This is a genomic window from Pseudomonas sp. PAMC 26793 (assembly GCF_000313235.1).
Taxonomy (GTDB): domain Bacteria; phylum Pseudomonadota; class Gammaproteobacteria; order Pseudomonadales; family Pseudomonadaceae; genus Aquipseudomonas; species Aquipseudomonas yamanorum.
This window is the reverse complement of record NZ_AMXG01000040.1, coordinates 82,369-104,091: the sequence shown is the minus strand read 5'-3', so window position 1 is coordinate 104,091 and position 21,723 is coordinate 82,369. Positions and strand designations below refer to the sequence as shown.

Genomic DNA, 21,723 nt, shown 5'->3' with positions numbered 1-21,723 from the left:
CATCACTCATCTCGAAAAGGCATGACTTGTGATTTCCACCCGGCAGTTGCGTTACTTCGTCGAAATCGCCGAGAGCGGTAGCTTCAGCGCGGCGGCCGAGCGGCTGTTTGTGGCGCAATCGGCCCTCAGCCGGCAGATCAAGGAACTGGAAAACCTGCTGCAAACGCCCTTGTTCGAACGCACTGCGCGCCAGCCGCGGCTGACGGCTGCGGGCGAGGCGTTTTACCCACGGGCACGCAACCTGCTGGGCGAACTGCACAAAGCCAGTGAAATGGCGACGCAAGTGGGCAATGGCCAACTCGGTACCCTGCGCATGAGCCATTCGAGCACGGTACCGATGAGTGGCCGCTTGCTGCGCGGCATCGGTGCCTGGTTGGAACAGTGCCCGGGCGTGTCGATGGACATCGCCAAACTGTCCTCCGAAGCCCAGCTGGAAGAAATCGCCGACGGTCGGCTGGAAGTCGGGCTGTTGCGCTTGCCGGTGTTGCGCCAGCGCGAGGGCGTGCGCATCGTGCCTTTATATAGCGAGCGGCTGTTGCTGGCGGTGCCGCCGAATCACCGGCTGGCCGGGCACACATCCGGTATCGATTTGGCGCAACTGAAGAACGAAGCGTTTATCTCGATCCCTCACCCCCAGCGTGGAGGGCTGAGTTACCTGTCAGCCGAGTTGTGCATGCGTGCAGGATTTTTCCCAAAGGCCGCTCGGGTGATGTCGCGCAAGACCACGCAGTTGCAGCTGATCCAGGCCGGATTCGGGATCGCCCTGCTGCCGGAGTCGATGCAGGACATCGCGCCGGCCAACATTCATTTTCTGCCCTTGGCCGACCCCGATTGCCAAAGCACCGTCGCCCTCGCCTGCCAGCACACGCCGAGTGCGCTGGTGGAGCAGTTCTGTCAAACCCTGCACGAATGCCTATAAACTGCCGCCCATGATTAAAGATCCCTTTGCCCGTCTGGGCCTGGACCGCGAAGTCCTGACTGTCAGCCAGCTCAACGGCCGTGCGCGGGTGTTGCTGGAAGACGTGTTCACCAATATCTGGGTCGAAGGCGAGATCTCCAACCTCGCCCGCCCGGCCTCCGGCCACGTGTACTTCACCCTCAAGGACAGCGGCGCCCAAGTGCGTTGTGCGCTGTTCCGGCAGAACGCCGCACGGGTGCGCCAGGCGTTGAAAGACGGCCTGGCGGTGAAGGTACGGGGCAAGGTCTCGCTGTTTGAAGGCCGTGGCGACTATCAGTTGATTCTCGACACGGTGGAGCCCGCCGGTGACGGCGCATTGCGCCTGGCCTTCGACGCGCTGAAGGAAAAACTCAGCGCCGAAGGCCTGTTCAGCGCCGAGCGCAAGGTGCCGCTGCCCGCCCACCCAAGGCGTATCGGCATTATCAGCTCGCCCACCGGCGCGGTGATTCGCGACATCATCAGCGTGTTCCGCCGCCGGGCACCCAACGTGGAGCTGACGTTGATCCCGACGGCCGTGCAAGGCCGTGAAGCGGTCGCGCAAATCGTCCGCGCACTGAAGCTGGCCGACGCACGGGGCTTCGACGCGTTGATCCTGGCCCGTGGCGGCGGCTCGCTGGAAGACCTCTGGTGCTTCAACGAAGAAGCAGTAGCGCGTGCGGTGGACGCCTGCGTGACGCCCATCGTCAGCGCCGTTGGCCATGAGACCGATGTGTCGATCAGTGACTTTGTCGCCGACGTACGCGCCCCGACCCCCTCCGCCGCTGCCGAACTGTTAGCGCCGGACTCCAGTCACCTGACTCGCCAGGTAGAGAATCTGCACCGTCGCCTGGTGATGCTGATGCGCAACCGCCTGACCCACGACCGCCTGCGCCTGGAAGGCATGGCCCGTCGCCTGCGTCACCCGGGCGAACGCCTGCGCCAGCAAGCCCAACGCCTCGACGACCTGGACATGCGCCTGCGCCGGGCCTTCGAGCGCAACCTGAATACCCGTCGTGAACGGCTGATCCGCCTGGAAACCCGCCTCGCCGGCCAACACCCAGGCCGTCAACTGGCCCTGCTCCGCCAGCGCCTGGACAGCCTTGCCGAACGCCTGCCCCGCGCCATGCGCGAAGGCCTCAAGGCCCGTCGCCTGCAACTGCAAAGCCAGGTGCAGACGCTGCACGTGGTCAGCCCGCTGGCTACTCTCGGACGCGGCTACAGCATCCTGCTCGACGAACGCGGCCAGGCGATTCGCAATGCCGCGCAAACCCACACCGGCCAGCGTCTCACCGCGCGCCTCGGTGAAGGCCAATTGCAAGTGCGGGTGGAAGACAACCACCTGACGCCCGTCACCCTCTCGTTACTGGATTGATTGATGCCACGCTTTTTAAGTTTGTTGATGCTGCTGTGCCTGACCTTTAACGCCCATGCCGACAGCTACATCACCCGGCTGCTGAACAAGCCGGTGCCCGGTGGCGTCGCGGTGGTCGACCTCGGCACATCGGCGACAGCGCCCAAAGCCACCTACCTGAACCGGCCAGTGCTGGTGGTGAAGGAACAGAACAACTGGCTGGCGATTGTGGGCATTCCGCTGACGGTCAAACCCGGCACCCAACGCATCACCAGCGGCAGCCAGAACCTGCCGTTTGTCGTGGGGTTCAAGAAGTACCCCGAGCAGCACATCACCCTGAAGAACAAAAGCCAGGTGAACCCGGACCCGGCGCAACTCAAGCGCATCGAAGGCGAACTGGCGGTCCAGCTCAAGGCGTATCGCAGCTTCAGCCCGAACACGCCAAGCAACCTGCTGCTGGACAAGCCGGTGAACGGGCCACTGTCGAGCAAGTTCGGCGTGCGACGTTTCTTCAATGGCGAGGAGCGTAATCCGCATTCCGGCCTGGACTTTGCCGTAGGCGCCGGCACGCCGATCAAGACCCCGGCAGCGGGCAAGGTGATTCTGACCGGCAACTACTTCTTTAACGGCAACACCGTGTTTGTGGACCATGGCCAGGGCTTTATCAGCATGTTCTGCCATATGTCGAAGATTGACGTGAGCGTAGGCCAGCAACTGGCCCGTGGTGCGGTGGTGGGCAAGGTCGGTTCCACGGGCCGGGCGACCGGGCCGCATATGCATTGGAACATCAGCCTGAACGACGCCCGGGTGGATCCAGCGATCTTTATCGGCGCGTTTCAGCCCTGACACTCAATTGCGCACCCGGCAACGGGTGCGCAAACAAAACAGCATCACGCACAATTCTCAACCATAAAATCTCGTTTTCCGCACCAATATCAGAACTTCTCTCAATTTTTTTCGACTGCTTGCCATCTTTCACCCCGGCGGTTAGGGTTGGACCTATGAAAACCTCTCACACCCTCATTCAGCTCCGCCAGCACCGCAGCCTGTGCCTAGTCAGCGCACGACTGCCAGGCTGAATCGATCTGCCTCGTCTTCTGCTTTTCCCCCAATAACAGTTTTACGGCAGGCCGCCTTTTTTCGGCCCTTAAACAAAGGATTTCCCGATGAGCATGCTCAAAGATCCGTCTTCGAAATACCGCGCGTTCCCGACCATTGATATCCCGGACCGCACCTGGCCGTCGAAGACCATCACCACCGCGCCGATCTGGTGCAGTTCCGACCTGCGCGACGGCAACCAGTCGCTGATCGAGCCGATGGACGCGGTGAAAAAGCTGCGCTTCTGGAAGACCCTGGTCGCCGTCGGCGTGAAGGAAATCGAAGCCTCCTTCCCGGCCGCATCGCAAACCGATTTCGACTTCGTGCGCACCCTGATCGAAGACAACCACATCCCCGAGGACACCACCATCCAGGTGCTGACCCAGGGCCGTGAAGACTTGATCGCACGCACCTTCGAATCCCTGCGCGGGGCGAAAAAAGCCATCGTTCACTTGTACAACGCCACGTCGCCGTCGTTCCGCCGCATCGTGTTCAACCAGGACAAGGACGGCATCAAGGCCATCGCGGTCAACGCGGCCAAGCTGTTCGTCAAATACGCCGCCCAGCAGCCGGAAACCCAGTGGACCTTCGAATACTCGCCAGAGACCTTCAGCGCCACCGAGCTTGAGTTCGCCAAGGAAGTCTGTGACGCGGTGATCGAGGTCTGGAACCCGACGCCTGAGCACAAGGTGATCCTCAACCTGCCGGCCACCGTTGAATGCGCCACCCCGAACATCTATGCCGACCAGATCGAGTGGTTCGGTCGCCATATCAACCGTCGTGACAGCGTGATCATCAGCCTGCACACCCACAACGACCGTGGCACCGGCGTGGCGGCTACCGAGTTGGGCCTGATGGCTGGCGCCGACCGTGTCGAAGGCTGCCTGTTCGGCAACGGCGAGCGTACCGGTAACGTCGACCTGGTGACCGTGGCGTTGAACATGTACACCCAGGGCCTCGACCCTCAGTTGGACTTCTCCGACATCGACGGCATCCGCAAGGTTGTCGAAGAGTGCAACCAGATCCCGGTGCACCCGCGTCACCCGTACGTCGGCGACCTGGTTCACACCGCCTTCTCCGGCTCCCACCAGGACGCCATCCGCAAGGGCTTCTCCCAGCAGAAAGACGATGCCCTGTGGGAAGTCCCGTACTTGCCGATCGACCCGGCCGACATTGGCCGCAGCTACGAAGCGGTGATTCGCGTCAACAGCCAGTCGGGCAAAGGCGGCATCGCTTACCTGTTGGAGCAGGAATACGGCATCAGCTTGCCGCGCCGCATGCAGATCGAGTTCAGCCAGGTGGTACAGGCCGAAACCGACCGCGTGGGGCTGGAGATGACTGCCGCACAGATCTACAGCTTGTTGCAGCGTGAATACCTGCAAGCCAACATTCCTTACGCGCTGGTGAGCCATCGCTTGCAGGAAGAGAACGGCAACAGCTCGGTGGAAGTTGAAGTCTCCGGCAAGGGCCAGGGCGAAACCAACCTGCGCTGGCACGGTAAAGGCAACGGCGCCCTGGAAGCGCTGGTGGCCGGCCTGCCGATTGGTGTCGAGATCATGGACTACAACGAACACGCGATTGGTGCCGGCACCCATGCCAAGGCCGCTGCTTACATCGAGCTGCGGGTGAACGGTGAGCGTCCGGTGCACGGTGTGGGTATTGATGAAAACATCACCACGGCGAGCTTCAAGGCGGTGTTCAGTGCGCTGAACCGCTCGCTGAGCCAGCTGGAAGCGAAAGCGGCGTAAGCACTGACCGCTGACATGCAAAAGGCCCCGGGATGAAAATCCAGGGGCCTTTTTTATGATCGTTCCCACGCTCCGCGTGGGAGTGCAGCTCGGACGCTCCGCGTCCCGAAGCGTGACGCGGAGCGTCACAAGAGGCGTGCCCACGCAGAGCGTGGGAACGATCTATACGAACTCGAAAATGTCCGCATCCAGGTTCGCCGGGAAGCGTGTGCGGTACTCCGCCAATTCCGCTGCGTCCAGGCACACCTGGAACACCCCGTCCGCCTCCCCTGCGCTCAGCAGGCTTTCGCCCTGGAAGTCCACGACCTGGCTGTCGCCGGTGTAGGCAAAACCCTTCCCGTCCGTACCCACCCGATTCACCGCCGCCACGTAGCACAGGTTTTCAATGGCCCGTGCCGGCAACAAGCGGTTCCAGTGCTGACGCCGTGCACCCGGCCAGTTGGCGGTGTACAGCAGCAGGTCCGTGTCCTGGGCGTCACGGCTCCACACTGGGAAGCGCAGGTCGTAGCAGATCAACGGACGAATCCGCCAACCCTTGAGTTCAAACTGCACCTGACGCTCGCCCGGGGTGTAGTGGTCGTGCTCACCGGCCATGCGGAACAGATGACGCTTGTCGTAGTGCAGCACCTCACCATCCGGGCGCGCCCACAGCAGGCGATTGCGGTGGCTGCCGTCGGCGGCCTGGATGATCACGCTGCCGGTGATCACGGCGTTGTACTTCTTCGCCTGGGCCAGCAACCATTGATGGGTGGGGCCGTTTTCAGGCTCGGCGAGGGTTTGCGATTCCATGGAAAAACCGGTGGTAAACATCTCCGGTAGCACGATCAGGTCGGCACCCTTGGCCTGTTCCAGCAGCAGTTCGAAATGCTCCAGGTTGGCCTGGCGGTCGTGCCAGGCCAGGGTGGTTTGCACCAGGGCAATGTTCAGGTTGGGCAGTGCACTCAGATCACGCATAGTTTCTCGGCTGCTTGGCGCAGCGTCTCCTCACGTTTGGCAAAGCACAGTCGCACCAGGCGCTGGCCTTGCGGTGGGTTCTGGTAGAACACCGAGACCGGGATGGTCGCCACGCCATGTTCGCGGGTCATCCACAGTGACATGGCGACGTCATCCAGGTCCGGGCGAATCTGTGAGTAATCCACCAGTTGGAAGTAAGTTCCGGCCACCCGGGTAAAGCTGAAACGCGACGGCTCCAGCAGGTCGCAGAACAGGTCGCGCTTGGCTTGATAGAAAGCCGGCAGTTCCTCGACGTGTTCCGGGTGTTCGGCCATGAAGTCTGCCAAAGCGTACTGCAACGGGGTCACCCCGCAAAAGTTGACATATTGATGCACCTTGCGCAGCTCGGCGCTGAGGGCCGGCGGCGCGACCACATAGCCGGTTTTCCAGCCGGTAACGTGGTAGGTCTTGCCGAAGGAGCTGACCACGAAGGCGCGCTGGTACAGTTCCTCGTGGGCCAGCACGCTGACGTGGGGTACACCGTCGAATACCAGGTGCTCGTAGACCTCGTCGCTGACCAGGTAGATGTCACGGTCGCGTATCAACGCGGCCAACTGGTCCAGCTTGGCGCGGCTGATCAGGGCACCGGTGGGGTTGTGCGGGCTGTTGAGGATGATCATGCGGGTGCGCGGGGACAGCGCCGCCTTGATCTGTTCGAAGTCCAGAGCGAAGTCATGCAGCCCCAGTTGCACGTGTACGCAGCGACCGCCTGCCAGCTCCACAGAAGGCTCATAGCTGTCGTAGGCCGGATCGAACACGATCACTTCATCACCGCTGCGGATCACCGCCTGGATCGCGCAGAAGATCGCCTCAGTGGCGCCAGGGGTGATGGTCACTTCGCTGTCGGCATTCACCGTGGCGCCATAGCTGCGGGCGATCTTGGCCGCCACCTGCTGGCGCAGCACCGGCAGGCCGGTCATGGGTGCGTATTGGTTATGGCCAAGGGCAATGTGCTTGCCCACGCCATCGAGCAAACCTTGAGGCCCGTTGAAGTCGGGAAACCCCTGGGACAGGTTGAGCGCACCGGTTTCGGCGGCAAGTTGCGACATGGTGGTGAAGATGGTGGTGCCGACATTCGGCAGCTTACTGGTGATCATCGGTGCGCCCCTTGCGGTGAGCCCCAAGTTTTAAGCTGCATGCCGCGAAGGGTCAACCGCCAGGCACAAAAAAGGGCTCTTAAAGAGCCCTTTTTCAACCGATCAGGATCAGCGCTTGTCGCGGCGCTTTTTGTCGGCTTTCTTGTGGTGCGTCATCATCCGGCGCTTTTTGTTGACCTGGCGGTCGGTGAGGCTGTTCTTGTTACCTTCGTACGGGTTCTCGCCACCTTTGAACTCGATACGGATCGGCGTGCCGACCAGTTTCAAGACACGGCGATAGGTGTTTTCCAGGTAACGCACGTAGGACTTCGGCACCTTCTCCAGCTGGTTACCGTGGATCACGATAATCGGCGGGTTGGCACCACCCAAGTGGGCGTAACGCAGCTTGATCCGACGGTTGTTGACCATCGGTGGCGCGTGCTCGCTGACCGCATCTTCCAGAATCTGGGTCAGGCGGTTGGTCGGCCAGCGGGTAACCGCGGACTTGAACGAGTTCTGCACCGAAGCGTAGAGGTTGCCCACGCCGGTACCGTGCAGTGCCGAGATAAAGTGAATATCGGCAAACTCGACGAAGAACAGGCGACGCTGCAGCTCGACCTTGACGTAGTCGCGCTCGCTCGGCGTCATGCCGTCCCACTTGTTGATCGCGATCACCAGGGCACGACCGGCTTCCAGGGCAAAGCCCAGCAAGTTCAGGTCGTGGTCTACCACGCCTTCGCGGGCATCCATGACGAAGATCACCACGTTGGCGTCTTTGATCGCCTGCAGGGTTTTCACCACGGAGAACTTTTCAACTTCCTCGTGGATCTTGCCGCGCTTGCGCACACCAGCGGTGTCGATCAGCGTGTACTTCTCGTCGTTACGCTCGAACGGGATGTAGATACTGTCGCGGGTGGTGCCGGGCTCGTCGTAGACGATTACCCGATCTTCACCGAGCATACGGTTGACCAGGGTCGACTTGCCGACGTTCGGACGGCCGATGATCGCGATCTTGATACCGTCTTTTTCGCTTGGGCCAGGAATGCGCTTGGCTTCCTCGCCTTCGGCAACGATTTCTTCTTCGCCTTCGACTTCATCCACGTCATCACGCGGGAAATCGCGCAGCGCGATTTCCAGCATCTGGGTGATGCCGCGACCGTGGGCACCGGCGATAGGGATCGCGTCGCCCAGGCCCATCGGGCTGAACTCGGCACGGGCCATTTCAGGATCGATGTTGTCGATCTTGTTGGCCACCACATAGGAACGCTTGTTGCGCTTGCGCAGGTGCTCGCCAATCATCTGGTCAGCAGCGGTGTAGCCCGCGCGGGCGTCCACCAGGAACAACACGACATCAGCTTCTTCAATGGCCAGCAGCGACTGCTCGGCCATCTTTTCGTCCATGCCATGCTCGTCACCGGAGATACCACCGGTGTCGACAATAATGTAGGAGCGCCCTTGCCACTTTGCCTCACCGTATTGGCGATCACGGGTCAGACCGGACAAGTCGCCGACAATGGCGTCGCGAGTCCTGGTCAGGCGGTTGAACAAGGTGGACTTGCCGACGTTCGGTCGGCCCACCAGGGCGATTACGGGAACCATGCGGCTCTCCACTTCGTTATTTCAGAAAATACAAAAGCCGCTGCAAGGCAGCGGCTGGTGCTCGGGGCAGCATATTCAAATGCCGCATGCCCCGCCGAAGCGGGGCCGCCTGGGTGTTACCCCAAGCATAGTCAAACCATTACTTGATGGTCAGCGCTTCCAGTTTGCCGCTGTTGCCATACACGTAAAGCATGTTACCCACCACCAGCGGACGGGCACGCAGGCCGTCGCTGTCGATGCGTTCGCGACCGACGAAGCGACCGTCCACCTGGCTCAGCAGGTGCAGGTAGCCTTCAAAATCGCCTACCGCTACGTAGCTGGAGAACACTTCCGGTGCCGACAACTGACGGCGAGCCAGGGAGTCGTTGCTCCACAATGCAGTGGTGGAACGCTCGTCGACACTTTCAACCGTGCCAGACGCCAGGCTTACGTAGACGCTGCCAAACCCTTGGGCGACACCGGCGTAGCTGGAAGCATCACGCTGCCAGTTGATCCGGCCGCTTTGCACGTCCAGCGCCGCGACGCGGCCCTGGTAAGTGGCGACGTAAAGGGTATCACCCGACAGCAGCAAGCCACCGTCGATGTCCACTACGCGGTCCAGTTCCGAACGCCCCTGAGGAATAGCGACCCGGGTTTCCCAGGCCGGCACGCCGTTCTGGGTGTCCAGGGCGACCACTTTACCGGTCGACAGGCCTGCCAGTGCGAGGTTGCTGGTCACAACCGGACCGCTGGTACCGCGCAAGGTCAGGACTGCCGGCGTGCTGTCGTACAACCAGCGCTGGTTACCGGTGGCAGCGTCGAGGCCGATCACACGGTCATCCTGGGTCTGCACGACAACGATGTCGCCGTTGGTAGCCGGTGGCGAGAGCACTTCACTGGTCACGCGAGCGCGCCATTTCTCTTCACCAGTGCTCTCATCCAGCGCCACCACATCGCCTTTCAGCGTGCCGAGCAGCACCATGCCGGAACCCACGCCAACGGCGCCGGACACAGGCAAGTCGAGATCTTTCTTCCATTTGACGTCGCCGTTCATGCGATCCATGGAGACCACAACGCCGGTGGAGTCAGCAGCGAAGATGGTGTCACCGTCGATAGCCGGAACCATCAGGTTGTACAGATCACCCTGACCGTCACCAATGGAGCGGCTCCACTGCTTTTGCAGGACCACTTCTTCCTTGAAGCTGGTCAGCTCGGCCGGAGGCAGTTCTTTTTTGCTGTTGCTGCTGCAACCCGCGGCCAAAACGGCCAGAGCCAGCAATGCTGCATGTTTCCAACGGATCACGTCACGCATCCCCTTTGGCCAAGTCGTCGAGCTTGATTTGTAAGCCACCGACCGCCGCTTCATCAGACAGCGCCGCCTTGGCTTTTTGGTACGCAGCATTGGCTTCGTCGGTACGACCCAATTGGACCAGGAGGTCGCCCTTGAGCTCTTCACGAGTGGCCAGGAATGCCTTGTCAGCATCGCCGTCGAGCAGTTTCAGTGCTTCGTCGGCCTTGTTCTGTGCCGCGAGTACCTGAGCCAGACGCTGACGTGCGATTTCACCCAGTGTCGGGTTGGCCGGCTTGTCGGTGATGGCTTTCAGCTCGGAGGCTGCGTCATCCAGCTTGCCATTGTCGACCGCAACTTTTGCGACGAACAGGCTGCCGTATTGCGCGTAGGTGCTACCGCCGAACTCGCTCTTCAGCTTGCCGGCCAGGTCTGCAACCTGGGCAAGGTCAGGCTTGCCGTTTGGCGTCAGCGTGGTTTCCAGCAGTTGCTGATAGATAATCGAGGCGCCTTGCGACTGGTTAGCCTGATACTTGTGCCAGGCTTGCCAGCCGAACACCACTACTAAAGCCAGCAAGCCGCCAGTGACCAGGGGCTTGCCGTTGCGCTGCCACCAGTCTTTGAACTCGGCCAGCTGGTCATCATCAGTACTCGACACCCCAATACTCCTTAATCGCTAAATCGGCTGTTTGACAGCTTCAACCCTGCACGATGCAGGTGGCCAGGTGCGCTGCAAGCGCATCAAAGGCAATGCTTTGTTGTTCACCCTGACCACGCAGGGGTTTGAAACTTACCACTTGCTGGGCCAACTCATCATCACCCAGGATCAGTGCATACAACGCACCGCTCTTGTCGGCTTTCTTGAACTGGCTTTTGAAGCTGCCGGCACCGGCATTGACTTGCAGGCGCAGGTTCGGCAGTTGGTCGCGCAGCTTCTCGCTTAGGGCCAGGGCAGCCAGTTCGGCCGCCTCGCCAAAGGCACAGAAGTACACGTCCACCTGACGGGAGATTTCTTCGGGGACCTGCTCCAGGGTTTCCAGCAGCAGGATCAGCCGCTCAATACCCATGGCGAAGCCAACACCAGAGGTCGGCTTGCCGCCCATCTGCTCGACCAGGCCGTCGTAACGGCCACCGGCACAGACGGTGCCTTGGGCGCCGAGCTTGTCAGTCACCCACTCGAACACGGTCTTGCTGTAGTAATCGAGGCCACGCACCAGTTTCGGATTGATGACGTATGGAATACCGGCTGCATCCAGGCGAGCCTTGAGGCCCTCGAAGTGGATGCGGGACTCGTCGTCCAGGTAGTCGGCCATTTTCGGCGCGTCCACCAGTACGGCCTGGGTCTCGGCGTTCTTGGTGTCCAGTACCCGCAGCGGGTTGGTTTTCAGGCGGCGCCGGCTGTCTTCGTCCAGCTTGTCCAGGTGGGCCGACAGGAATTCCACCAGGGCTTCGCGGTAGCGGCCCCGGGACTCGCTGGTGCCCAGGCTGTTGAGTTCAAGCTTGACCGCATCGCGGATGCCCAACATGCCCCACAGGCGCCAGGTCAGCACGATCAACTCGGCGTCGATGTCCGGACCATCGAGGTTGAACACCTCCAGGCCGATCTGGTGGAACTGGCGATAACGGCCTTTCTGCGGACGCTCGTGGCGGAACATCGGGCCGATGTACCAGAGCTTCTGCGGCTGGCCACCGCCGGTGAGGCCATGCTCGAGCACCGCACGCACGCACGCCGCAGTACCTTCCGGACGCAGGGTCAGGGAGTCGCCGTTGCGGTCGTCGAAGGTGTACATCTCTTTTTCGACGATGTCGGTCACTTCACCGATGGAGCGCTTGAACAGCTCGGTGAACTCGACGATCGGCATGCGGATCTGCTTGTAACCGTAGTTATCCAGCAGGCGCGCGACAGTGCCCTCGAAGTAGCGCCACAGGGGCGTCTGCTCAGGCAGGATGTCGTTCATGCCACGAATGGCTTGCAGAGACTTGCTCACATCAAATCCTTAAATTCGTTCTTAGCCGCGCGCGATCAGCGCTGCGTCAGCCGCGACCTTCTCGGCCGCTTTCTGGCGGATCAGCCGTTCCAGCTCATCCACCAGATTGTCATTCGTCAGTTTCTGCGACGGCTTGCCGTCGATGTAAATCAGGTTTGGCGTACCACCGGTCAGGCCCACATGAGCCTCTTTGGCCTCACCCGGCCCGTTGACCACACACCCAATCACCGCAACATCCAGCGGCACCAGCAGGTCTTCGAGGCGTACTTCCAGTTCGTTCATGGTTTTCACCACGTCGAAGTTCTGCCGCGAGCAGCTCGGGCAGGCAATGAAGTTGATGCCACGGGAACGCAAATGCAGGGATTTGAGAATGTCGTAACCGACTTTCACTTCCTCTACCGGGTCTGCCGCGAGGGAGATGCGAATAGTATCGCCAATCCCGTCGGCCAGCAGCATACCGAGACCCACCGCAGATTTCACTGTGCCTGAGCGTAAACCACCGGCTTCGGTGATACCCAGGTGCAATGGCTGGACGATTTCCTTGGCCAGCAGGCGGTACGCTTCTACCGCCATGAAAACGTCGGAAGCCTTTACGCTGACTTTGAAGTCCTGAAAATTCAGGCGCTCAAGGTGTTCAACGTGGCGCAACGCGGACTCGACCAGGGCAGCCGGAGTCGGCTCGCCGTATTTCTTTTGCAGGTCTTTTTCCAGGGAACCGGCGTTGACGCCGATGCGGATGGGAATCCCGCGATCACGGGCGGCATCCACCACGGCGCGAACCCGGTCTTCACGGCCGATGTTGCCCGGGTTGATCCGCAGACAGTCGACGCCCAGTTCGGCCACGCGCAACGCGATCTTGTAGTCGAAGTGGATATCGGCGACCAGCGGAACCTTGACCAGTTGCTTGATGCGGCCAAAGGCTTCGGCAGCGTCCATGTCCGGTACGGAAACCCGCACGATGTCGACGCCCGCCGCTTCCAGGCGATTGATCTGGGCGACAGTGGCCGCCACGTCATTGGTGTCGCTGTTGGTCATGCTTTGTACGGCGATGGGGGCATCGCCGCCCACCGGCACCGAGCCGACCCAGATCTTGCGCGATACGCGACGTTTGATTGGAGATTCGCCGTGCATGACTTTATTGTCCCAACTTCAGGCGAGCAGTCTCGCCACTGGTGAACGGCGCCACGTCCACAGGCTGGCCGTTGTAGGCCACTTGCGCGCCACGGGCAAAGCCCAGACGCAGCGTCAAAGGAGGCTTGCCGCCCTGGTCAAGCGTATCTCCCTTACGCTTCAGACCACTGAACAGCACCTTGCCGTTGCCATCGGAGACTTGCGTCCAGCAGTCAGCGACGTAGGTAATTTGTACTCGGCCATCACCGGCGATAAGCGCTGGGGTGGTTGGCGCGGAAATCGCCGGGGCGGCCGGAGCGGCTGGAGCCGGAGCCTGCACCGGGGCGGCTGGCGTATGAACAGGAGCAACTGGCGTCGCGGCGACCACTGGAGCGGGAGCGACAGGAGTCGTGGCAGGTGCAGTACCCGCTTCAGGAGCAGGCTGCTCGGCGCTCGGCTCTGCCTCAGGCGCCGCCTGGCCCTGGGCCACGGCCTGGTCTTCCGGCTCGTCCAATGGATGAATCTGGGTGGTGCCGTCGGCACTTTCGACTTCGACATGCTCCATGGCGTTGGTGGACAGATCCTTGCCACGTTGGGAGGTCTGATCCTGCCACCATACAAAACCACCACCTATCACGGCGATCAGCAGCAACAGGCTGACAATTCGCAAAATCGTGTGGGAAACACGCACAGGCTCTTCAATGCGCCCCAGGCCATGGACATTGCTGCCCTGGGAATCGGTACCGGTGATCTGGTCGAATTCCTGGACCAATGCGGCCTGGTCGATACCAAGCAACTTGGCATAGGCGCGGATATAGCCGCGGGCAAAGGTATGCCCTGGCAGCTTGTCGAACGCGCCAGCTTCAAGGTTGCCCAATGAAGTCGTGGTCAAATTGAGCTTGAGGGCCACTTCTGCCAGCGACCAACCATTGCTTTCGCGGGCCTGACGCAAGGTCTCGCCTGGGTTTCCACGATTAGCTGCTACAACTTCCGGGTGCGCCGCTTTCATCATTGCTCCGACAGGTATTGCTGATATTCCGGCGTACCGGGATAGAGTCGTTCGAGTTGCTGGCCAAAACGTGCGGCCTTGTCGCGTTCTTCATGAACCGTCGCCAGGCGCACACCGAGCAATAGACTACGTGCATTTTGCCCGCTCAGCAGGCTAAAACGCTCGTAATAGTCACGTGCCGGCACATAATGCCTGTCTTCGAAGGACAACTCAGCCATTTCGAGCAAGGCTCGAGGCTGACGCTGGTTCAGGTGCAGGGCTTTTTCCAGTTGCTGGCGGGCGGTGTCGCGCTGGCCGAGAAGCATTGAGGTCACCCCAAGATTCTCGAAAACCCGCGAGCGCTCAGGATAGAGGGTATCGGCCGCAGCCTGCTGGAAATATTCGGACGCCTGTTGATAACGCTTCTGCGCAAACAAAAAACTGCCGTAATTATTCAGCAGTCTTGGGTCGCCAGGACGTATGGCCAGGGCCTTTTGGAAATATTGATCGGCCAATTCAGGCTCGGCCTGGGCCTGGAACACCAAGGCTAACGCAGCATTGGCGTCTGCGTCGCTGCCATCCAGTTCAAGGGCCTTCTTCAGCGGCACCTTGGCCTGTTCGGCCATTCCTTGCTGCAAGTACCCCAAGCCCAACTGCACATAGGCCACACGCGCCTCGTCACGGCCCTTGCCGGTTTGCAACGGGCTGTCATGGCCCGATGAAACACAGCCAGCCGCAAGGCTGGCAACAAGCAAAAGCAGCGCAAGGCGCAAGGGCATAGAGATCCTCTCTCAGGTTCGAGTCGCGGCGCTTTGCGGCATATCGTCGGCGGCACTCAGTTCACGCACGGCGATATAACGTTCGCTGCGACGGGTGCGATCCAGCACCTGTCCTACCAATTGGCCACATGCCGCATCGATGTCTTCGCCGCGGGTGGTGCGCACGGTGACATTGAAGCCTGCATGGTGCAGTTGATCCTGGAAACGGCGGATGGCGTTGTTGCTCGGCCGCTCGTAGCCAGAATGGGGAAACGGGTTAAACGGAATCAGGTTGATCTTGCACGGTACGTTCTTGAGCAACTCGATCATCTCGACCGCATGCTCGACCTTGTCGTTGATGTCCTTGAGCATGGTGTACTCAATGGTCAACACACGTTTCTCACCCAAGGTCGCCATATAACGCTGGCAAGATTCGAGCAGCATCTTAAGCGGATACTTCTTGTTGATCGGCACCAATTGGTTACGCAATGCGTCATTCGGTGCGTGCAGCGACAACGCCAGGGAGACGTCGATGTGCTTGGCCAGCTCATCGATCATCGGTACCACGCCGGAGGTCGACAGGGTCACACGGCGCTTGGAAATGCCGTAGCCCAGGTCATCCATCATCAGGTGCATGGCCGCAACAACGTTGTCGAAGTTCAGCAGCGGCTCGCCCATGCCCATCATCACCACGTTGGTGATGGCACGGTCGGCGGTCGCCGGGATGCTGCCGAACGATTTATTGGCAATCCACACCTGGCCGATGACTTCGGCGGCGGTGAGGTTGCTGTTGAAACCTTGCTTGCCGGTGGAGCAGAAACTGCAGTCCAGGGCACAGCCTGCCTGGGACGAAACGCACAGAGTGCCGCGCTTGCCCTGGGGAATGTAAACGGTCTCGACGCAGCTGCCGGACGCCACGCGCACCACCCACTTACGGGTGCCATCGGTGGAGATGTCCTCGCTGACCACTTCGGGGCCGCGAACTTCGGCAATGGCCTTGAGCTTGTCGCGCAGGGCCTTGCTGACGTTCGTCATGGCGTCGAAATCATCGACGCCAAGATGGTGAATCCACTTCATTACCTGAGCGGCACGAAAACGCTTCTCCCCGATTGAGTCGAAGAATTTTTCCATTTCCTGTTGAGTCAGACCCAGCAGGTTGGTTTTTGCAGTCAATGTAGTCATGGATTCACCTTCGCTCTTTTAAGCCAATGCTTAGCGAGCGGTTACTTCAGTAGCAGCGAAAAAGTACGAGATTTCGCGGGCAGCAGCGGCTTCGGAGTCCGAACCGTGAACGGCGTTGGCGTCGATCGATTCAGCGAAGTCAGCACGGATGGTGCCGGCAGCCGCTTCTTTAGGGTTGGTAGCGCCCATCAGCTCACGGTTCAGAGCGATAGCGTTTTCGCCTTCCAGAACCTGAACAACAACAGGACCGGAGATCATGAAGGCAACCAGGTCGCCGAAGAAACCACGAGCGCTGTGCTCAGCGTAGAAGCCTTCAGCTTCAGCTTTGGACAGTTGCTTGAGTTTCGAAGCTACAACCTTCAGGCCGGCTTTTTCGAAACGAGTGGTGATCTCGCCGATGACGTTTTTTGCAACAGCGTCAGGCTTGATGATGGAGAAAGTACGTTGAACAGCCATGGTGTAACTCCAGAAACGGTAATTTGCGAAAAATTAAACCCGCGAATTATACGCGGGTTCTTGGGTATTGCCTAACCTGCGGGGATGATCAGTCTATTTCTTCGATCCAGAGGGCCTGGACCGCTTCCAATACCTTCTCGCCGCAGCGGCCAGAGGTATTGTCGAAATCCGGAAGCTCCATGATCCATCGCTGCAGGTCGACGAAGTTGACAGTGAGCGGGCTCACATCGGGCTTGGATTCAGCCAGTTCTTCAGCAATGCGTTGTACATCATTCCAACCGTAACTCATGACAGTTCTACCAGTCAGTGCGGCGCTTCGGCGGCATGGTTAAGCGAATATTTCGGAATTTCAACAGTGAGGTCTTCTGTGCCCACTTTTGCCTGGCAGCTCAAGCGCGATGTCGGCTCCAGACCCCACGCCCTATCAAGATAGTCCTCTTCCAGCTCATCAGCCTCTTCGAGGCTATTGAAACCTTCGCGAATGATGCAATGGCACGTGGTACAGGCGTTAACGCCGCCGCAGGCGCTTTCGATCTCGATGTGGTTGTCGTGAGCGACTTCGAGAATGGACTTGCCGGTCTCAGCCTCCACGACCATACCGTCCGGGCAATGCTCGGCGTGTGGCAGAAAAATGATCTGCGGCATCAGTTAATCCTCAAGTTCGTTCAAGTTGCGGCCCGCCAGGGCGGCTTTCACCGACTGGTCCATACGACGGGCGGCAAAGGCATCCGTCACTTGCGACAGACGCTTGGTCTGCTGCTCGATGGCGTAACCATCGGTGCCTTTCATCAATTCAGCCAGCTCCTGCATCTGCAGGTCGATAACCATGCGCTCTTCGGCATCCAGCAGGCGCTCGCCGTCAGCCTCAAGGGCGCCCTGCACCGCTTCGAGCAGGCGCTGGGCGTCGACTTGCTGCTCTCGCAACACGCGGGCGACCTTGTCGTCACCGGCGTACTGGAACGAATCCTTGAGCATCTTGGCGATTTCGCCGTCGGTCAGGCCGTAGGACGGCTTGACCTGGATGCTGGCTTCAACGCCGGAGGCCAGTTCGCGGGCGGCGACGCTGAGCAAGCCGTCGGCGTCGACCTGGAAGGTCACGCGAATCTTCGCCGCACCGGCCACCATCGCCGGAATCCCGCGCAACTCGAAGCGAGCCAGGGAACGGCAGTCGCTGATCAGTTCACGCTCACCTTGCAGCACATGAATCATCATGGCCGTCTGGCCATCTTTGTACGTCGTGAAGTCCTGGGCACGGGCAACGGGGATGGTGGTGTTGCGTGGAATCACCTTCTCCATCAGGCCGCCCATGGTTTCCAGCCCCAGGGACAACGGAATCACGTCAAGCAGAAGCAGTTCGCCACCATCGCGCTTGTTACCGGCGAGGGTGTCGGCCTGGATCGCGGCACCAATGGCCACCACTTGATCCGGGTCGATTTCAGTCAGCGGCTGGCGACCGAAGGCTTCAGCGACCGCCTCACGAACACGTGGCACGCGGGTCGAACCGCCCACCATGACCACGGCAGCCACGTCTTCCAACTCGACACCTGAGTCACGTACGGCTCGGCGGCAGGCTTTCAGGCTGCGGGCGACCATCGGCTCGATCAAGGAATCGAACGCTTCACGGGTCAGTTGGGCCGACCAGCTACCGTAGGAAACTTCCACCGACGCAGCCTCAGTCAGCGCTTCTTTGGCGGCACAGGCGGTTTGCAGCAGATTACGTTGAGCGCCCGGATCCAGGTCGGCAGACAAGCCGGCGCTGGTGATGATCCAGCCCGCGATGGCGTGATCGAAGTCATCGCCGCCCAGGGCCGTATCGCCACCGGTAGCCAGCACTTCGAAGACACCGCCGGTCAGGCGCAGGATCGAAATATCAAAGGTACCGCCGCCCAGGTCGTAAATAGCCACCAGGCCTTCGGCGTGCTGGTCCAGGCCGTAAGCCACAGCGGCCGCAGTCGGCTCGTTGAGCAGGCGCAGCACGTTCAGGCCGGCGAGCTTCGCCGCATCCTTGGTGGCTTGGCGCTGAGCGTCATCGAAGTACGCAGGAACAGTAATCACCGCCCCCACCAGTTCGCCACCCAAGGTGGTTTCCGCACGCTGGCGCAGCACCTTGAGGATATCGGCCGACACTTCCACCGGGCTTTTCGGGCCCTGGATGGTGTCGATGAACGGCATATGGGATTCACCGCCAACGAAGCGGTAAGGCAGTTGGTCACCCAGCTGCTTGACGTCGGACAGACCACGACCCATCAAGCGCTTGACCGACAGCACGGTGTTCAAAGGATCGGTAGACGCTGCCAGCTTGGCCGACTCGCCCACTTCAGTGCGGTCAGCGTGATAGCGCACGGCAGACGGCAGGATGACCTGGCCATCCGCGTCAGGCAGCGGCTCGGAAAGACCGCTGCGCAATGCAGCGACCAGCGAATTGGTAGTGCCCAAGTCAATCCCGACCGCCAGACGACGCTGGTGCGGTTGAGGACTTTGGCCGGGTTCGGCGATCTGCAGTAGGGCCATGGTAATCAGGACTTATCTGTATATCAGGCGTGCAACCTGGGCGGCACTGGGTTAATCGTCGAGGCGCTCTTCTAACTGGCGCACTTCGTAGGTGAGCTTGTCGAGGAACTGCATGCGCCGCATCAGGCGTTCGGCCTGTTCACGTTGCGCTGCATCATCCCAACAGGCTGCGAAGCTTTCGTTGAGTTCATCCTGGGCCATTTTCAGACGGCGCTTGAAGACCGCGACGCCGGCCAGATCGGCCTCGTCCTGCAGCTCTTCGAGCTCCTCGCGCCATTGCATCTGCTGCATCAGGAAATCAGGGTCCTGGACCGTGACCTCAAGCGGCAGCTCGCGACCGCCCATGGCGAGCAGGTAGCGCGCGCGTTTGGGAGGGTTCTTGAGCGTCTGATAGGCTTCATTGAGGCTGGCTGATTGCTCCAGCGCCAAGCGTTGCTCACGCTCGGAAGCGTCAGCAAATCGGTCCGGATGCACCCCACGCGCCAGTTCACGGTAGCGCGTGGCAAGCTGTTCAAGGTCCAGTCGAAAACTCGGCTGCAGCTCGAATAAAGCGAAATGACAAGGAGTACCCACAATCAGCCTCAGATGTTGAAGCTTTCGCCGCAGCCACATTCACCGCGTACGTTGGGGTTGTTGAACTTGAAGCCTTCGTTCAACCCTTCCTTGACGAAATCGAGTTCGGTGCCGTCCAGGTAGGTCAGGCTTTTCGGGTCGATGATCACTTTTTCGCCGTGACTTTCGAACACCTGATCCTCCTCGACCACCTCGTCGACGAACTCCAGCACGTAGGCAAGGCCGGAACAGCCCGTGGTGCGAACACCCAGACGAATCCCCTCACCTTTGCCGCGCCCGTCAAGGGAGCGTCGCACGTGTTTAGCCGCCGCTTCTGTCATGCTGATAGCCATCGTGACTCCTTACTCGTCGCCAAATGCTTAGATCAAGCCTTTCTTCTGCTTGTAGTCGCGAACAGCCGCCTTGATGGCGTCTTCTGCGAGTACCGAGCAGTGGATTTTCACTGGCGGCAAGGCCAGTTCTTCGGCCAGCTGGGTGTTGCTGATAGTCACAGCCTCATCCAGGGTCTTGCCTTTCATCCATTCGGTCGCCAGGGAGCTGGAGGCGATGGCCGAACCGCAGCCGTAAGTCTTGAACTTGGCGTCTTCGATAACGCCAGCTTCGTTGACCTTGATCTGCAGGCGCATGACGTCGCCGCACGCCGGAGCGCCGACCATGCCGGTGCCGACATCAGGGTCTTCCGCGTTCATCTTGCCGACGTTGCGCGGGTTTTCGTAGTGGTCGATGACCTTTTCGCTGTAAGCCATGGTACTGAATCCTCACTCATCAGGGCCGCTCTGGAACCCTGTAAACACGCCTGCGTTTTCCGCCACGTCTTTACAGAGCCTTTTGGGTGGCGGCTTCTATAGTTAGTGTGCCGCCCACTCGATCTTGGAAATGTCGACACCGTCCTTGTACATGTCCCACAGCGGGGACAAGGTACGCAGCTTGGTGACGGCCTCGCAGACTTTCTGCGCGGCGTAGTCGACTTCTTCTTCGGTGGTGAAACGGCCGAACGTAAAGCGGATCGAGCTGTGAGCCAGTTCGTCGTTGCGGCCCAGGGCGCGCAGGACGTAGGACGGCTCAAGGGAAGCCGAGGTGCAGGCCGAACCGGACGAAACCGCCAGGTCCTTGAGCGCCATGATCAGCGACTCGCCTTCGACGTAGTTGAAGCTCAAATTCAGGTTGTGCGGTACACGGGCGGTCATGCTGCCGTTGATGTACAGCTCTTCAAGGTGCTCGACCTGCTTGTAGAAGCGATCGCTCAGGGCCTTGATGCGCACGTTTTCAGCAGCCATGTCTTCCTTGGCCACACGGAACGCTTCGCCGATGCCGACAATCTGGTGGGTCGCCAGGGTGCCCGAACGCATGCCGCGCTCGTGACCGCCGCCGTGCATGGTGGCTTCGATACGTACGCGAGGCTTGCGGCTCACGTAGAGGGCGCCGATGCCTTTAGGGCCGTAGGTCTTGTGGGCAGAAAACGACATCAGGTCGACTTTCAGTTTCGACAGGTCGATATCGACCTTGCCGGTGGACTGAGCAGCATCGACGTGCAGCAACACGCCCTTGGAACGGGTCAGCTCGCCGATGGCGGCGATGTCGTTGATGGTGCCGATTTCGTTGTTCACGTGGATCACGGAAACCAGGATGGTGTCTTCACGCATCGCGGCTTCGATCATCGCAGGGGTCACGATACCGTCGGTGGTTGGCTCGAGGTAGGTAACCTCAAAACCTTCACGCTCCAGTTGGCGCATTGTGTCGAGGACAGCCTTGTGCTCAATCTTGGTGGTGATCAGGTGTTTGCCTTTGGTCGCGTAGAAATGCGCCGCACCCTTGATTGCCAGGTTGTCGGACTCGGTGGCACCGGAGGTCCAGACGATTTCACGTGCGTCGGCATTCACCAGGTCAGCGACCTGGCGACGAGCGTTTTCCACGGCTTCTTCAGCTTTCCAGCCGAAAACGTGGGAACGGGACGCCGGGTTACCGAAGTTTCCGTCAACCAGCAGGCATTCGCTCATCTTTTGCGCGACACGCGGATCAACCGGGGTGGTCGCTGAGTAATCAAGGTAAATCGGCAATTTCATGGACTTTCTCCTAAATCAGGCTGGC

At 60.3% G+C, this 21,723-nt stretch carries 22 protein-coding genes; 4 read left to right on the top strand and 18 right to left on the bottom strand.

Annotated elements, in window-relative coordinates; all coding sequences use genetic code 11:
* The first annotated feature begins 28 nt into the window (after window positions 1-28).
* The 4 genes from D109_RS0121455 to leuA all read left to right on the top strand — a co-directional run bounded on the left by D109_RS0121455 (window position 29) and on the right by leuA (window position 5,134).
* A complete protein-coding gene (locus D109_RS0121455; protein WP_017478672.1) occupies window positions 29-919 on the top strand; it encodes a LysR family transcriptional regulator in 891 nt (296 codons plus the stop codon).
* A 10-nt stretch (window positions 920-929) separates the two neighbouring features.
* A complete protein-coding gene (xseA, locus tag D109_RS0121450) occupies window positions 930-2,309 on the top strand; it encodes an exodeoxyribonuclease VII large subunit (RefSeq protein WP_017478671.1) in 1,380 nt (459 codons plus the stop codon).
* A gap of 3 nt (window positions 2,310-2,312) precedes the next feature.
* Window positions 2,313-3,134 carry a peptidoglycan DD-metalloendopeptidase family protein gene (locus tag D109_RS0121445; RefSeq protein ID WP_017478670.1) on the top strand — a complete coding sequence of 274 codons (822 nt, stop codon included), beginning with the start codon at window positions 2,313-2,315 and terminating at the stop codon, window positions 3,132-3,134.
* Between the two features lie 320 nt (window positions 3,135-3,454).
* A complete protein-coding gene (gene leuA / locus D109_RS0121440; RefSeq protein WP_017478669.1) occupies window positions 3,455-5,134 on the top strand; it encodes a 2-isopropylmalate synthase in 1,680 nt (559 codons plus the stop codon).
* 162 nt (window positions 5,135-5,296) lie between these two features.
* On the opposite strand, the gene D109_RS0121435 is transcribed toward leuA, so the two are convergent.
* The 18 genes from D109_RS0121435 to D109_RS0121350 all read right to left on the bottom strand — a co-directional run bounded on the left by D109_RS0121435 (window position 5,297) and on the right by D109_RS0121350 (window position 21,698).
* Window positions 5,297-6,088 carry an amidohydrolase gene (locus tag D109_RS0121435; RefSeq protein WP_026078138.1) on the bottom strand — a complete coding sequence of 264 codons (792 nt, stop codon included), beginning with the start codon at window positions 6,086-6,088 and terminating at the stop codon, window positions 5,297-5,299.
* Entirely contained in the window at window positions 6,076-7,224 is a 1,149-nt protein-coding gene (locus tag D109_RS0121430) for a pyridoxal phosphate-dependent aminotransferase (protein ID WP_017478667.1), read from the bottom strand. Before D109_RS0121430 ends, D109_RS0121435 begins: the two co-directional genes overlap by 13 nt.
* A gap of 108 nt (window positions 7,225-7,332) precedes the next feature.
* On the bottom strand, window positions 7,333-8,802 hold the full coding sequence (der, locus tag D109_RS0121425; protein WP_003209661.1) for a ribosome biogenesis GTPase Der: 1,470 nt from the start codon (window positions 8,800-8,802) through the stop codon (window positions 7,333-7,335).
* 139 nt (window positions 8,803-8,941) lie between these two features.
* Window positions 8,942-10,093, bottom strand: a complete 1,152-nt coding sequence (gene bamB, locus D109_RS0121420; protein WP_017478666.1) for an outer membrane protein assembly factor BamB — start codon at window positions 10,091-10,093, stop codon at window positions 8,942-8,944.
* On the bottom strand, window positions 10,086-10,727 hold the full coding sequence (locus tag D109_RS0121415; protein ID WP_003209663.1) for a tetratricopeptide repeat protein: 642 nt from the start codon (window positions 10,725-10,727) through the stop codon (window positions 10,086-10,088). The genes bamB and D109_RS0121415 overlap by 8 nt, the downstream gene beginning before the upstream one ends.
* 40 nt (window positions 10,728-10,767) lie before the next feature.
* The gene (gene hisS, locus D109_RS0121410) at window positions 10,768-12,057 is read right to left on the bottom strand and encodes a histidine--tRNA ligase (protein ID WP_017478665.1); all 1,290 of its coding nucleotides are present in this window, start codon (window positions 12,055-12,057) and stop codon (window positions 10,768-10,770) included.
* A gap of 21 nt (window positions 12,058-12,078) precedes the next feature.
* The gene (gene ispG / locus D109_RS0121405) at window positions 12,079-13,188 is read right to left on the bottom strand and encodes a flavodoxin-dependent (E)-4-hydroxy-3-methylbut-2-enyl-diphosphate synthase (RefSeq protein ID WP_017478664.1); all 1,110 of its coding nucleotides are present in this window, start codon (window positions 13,186-13,188) and stop codon (window positions 12,079-12,081) included.
* Window positions 13,189-13,192: 4 nt separating this feature from the next.
* Window positions 13,193-14,176 carry a RodZ family helix-turn-helix domain-containing protein gene (locus tag D109_RS0121400; protein ID WP_017478663.1) on the bottom strand — a complete coding sequence of 328 codons (984 nt, stop codon included), beginning with the start codon at window positions 14,174-14,176 and terminating at the stop codon, window positions 13,193-13,195.
* Complete coding sequence (pilW, locus tag D109_RS0121395; protein WP_017478662.1) at window positions 14,176-14,934, bottom strand: type IV pilus biogenesis/stability protein PilW; 759 nt, start codon at window positions 14,932-14,934, stop codon at window positions 14,176-14,178. Before pilW ends, D109_RS0121400 begins: the two co-directional genes overlap by 1 nt.
* A 12-nt stretch (window positions 14,935-14,946) precedes the next feature.
* A complete protein-coding gene (gene rlmN, locus D109_RS0121390; protein WP_003209670.1) occupies window positions 14,947-16,095 on the bottom strand; it encodes a 23S rRNA (adenine(2503)-C(2))-methyltransferase RlmN in 1,149 nt (382 codons plus the stop codon).
* A 30-nt stretch (window positions 16,096-16,125) separates the two neighbouring features.
* On the bottom strand, window positions 16,126-16,551 hold the full coding sequence (ndk, locus tag D109_RS0121385) for a nucleoside-diphosphate kinase (RefSeq protein WP_003175956.1): 426 nt from the start codon (window positions 16,549-16,551) through the stop codon (window positions 16,126-16,128).
* 88 nt (window positions 16,552-16,639) lie between these two features.
* A complete protein-coding gene (gene iscX / locus D109_RS0121380; RefSeq protein WP_017478661.1) occupies window positions 16,640-16,840 on the bottom strand; it encodes a Fe-S cluster assembly protein IscX in 201 nt (66 codons plus the stop codon).
* 14 nt (window positions 16,841-16,854) lie between these two features.
* Window positions 16,855-17,196 carry an ISC system 2Fe-2S type ferredoxin gene (gene fdx, locus D109_RS0121375; protein WP_003209674.1) on the bottom strand — a complete coding sequence of 114 codons (342 nt, stop codon included), beginning with the start codon at window positions 17,194-17,196 and terminating at the stop codon, window positions 16,855-16,857.
* 3 nt (window positions 17,197-17,199) lie between these two features.
* On the bottom strand, window positions 17,200-19,062 hold the full coding sequence (hscA, locus tag D109_RS0121370; RefSeq protein ID WP_017478660.1) for a Fe-S protein assembly chaperone HscA: 1,863 nt from the start codon (window positions 19,060-19,062) through the stop codon (window positions 17,200-17,202).
* Window positions 19,063-19,113: 51 nt separating this feature from the next.
* Window positions 19,114-19,635 (bottom strand): co-chaperone HscB, encoded by a 522-nt coding sequence (hscB, locus tag D109_RS0121365; protein WP_026078128.1) that lies wholly within the window; start codon window positions 19,633-19,635, stop codon window positions 19,114-19,116.
* An 8-nt stretch (window positions 19,636-19,643) separates the two neighbouring features.
* The gene (gene iscA, locus D109_RS0121360; protein WP_017478657.1) at window positions 19,644-19,967 is read right to left on the bottom strand and encodes an iron-sulfur cluster assembly protein IscA; all 324 of its coding nucleotides are present in this window, start codon (window positions 19,965-19,967) and stop codon (window positions 19,644-19,646) included.
* A gap of 27 nt (window positions 19,968-19,994) precedes the next feature.
* Complete coding sequence (iscU, locus tag D109_RS0121355) at window positions 19,995-20,381, bottom strand: Fe-S cluster assembly scaffold IscU (RefSeq protein WP_003209682.1); 387 nt, start codon at window positions 20,379-20,381, stop codon at window positions 19,995-19,997.
* A gap of 102 nt (window positions 20,382-20,483) precedes the next feature.
* A complete protein-coding gene (locus tag D109_RS0121350) occupies window positions 20,484-21,698 on the bottom strand; it encodes an IscS subfamily cysteine desulfurase (protein WP_017478656.1) in 1,215 nt (404 codons plus the stop codon).
* Between the last annotated feature and the right edge of the window lie 25 nt (window positions 21,699-21,723).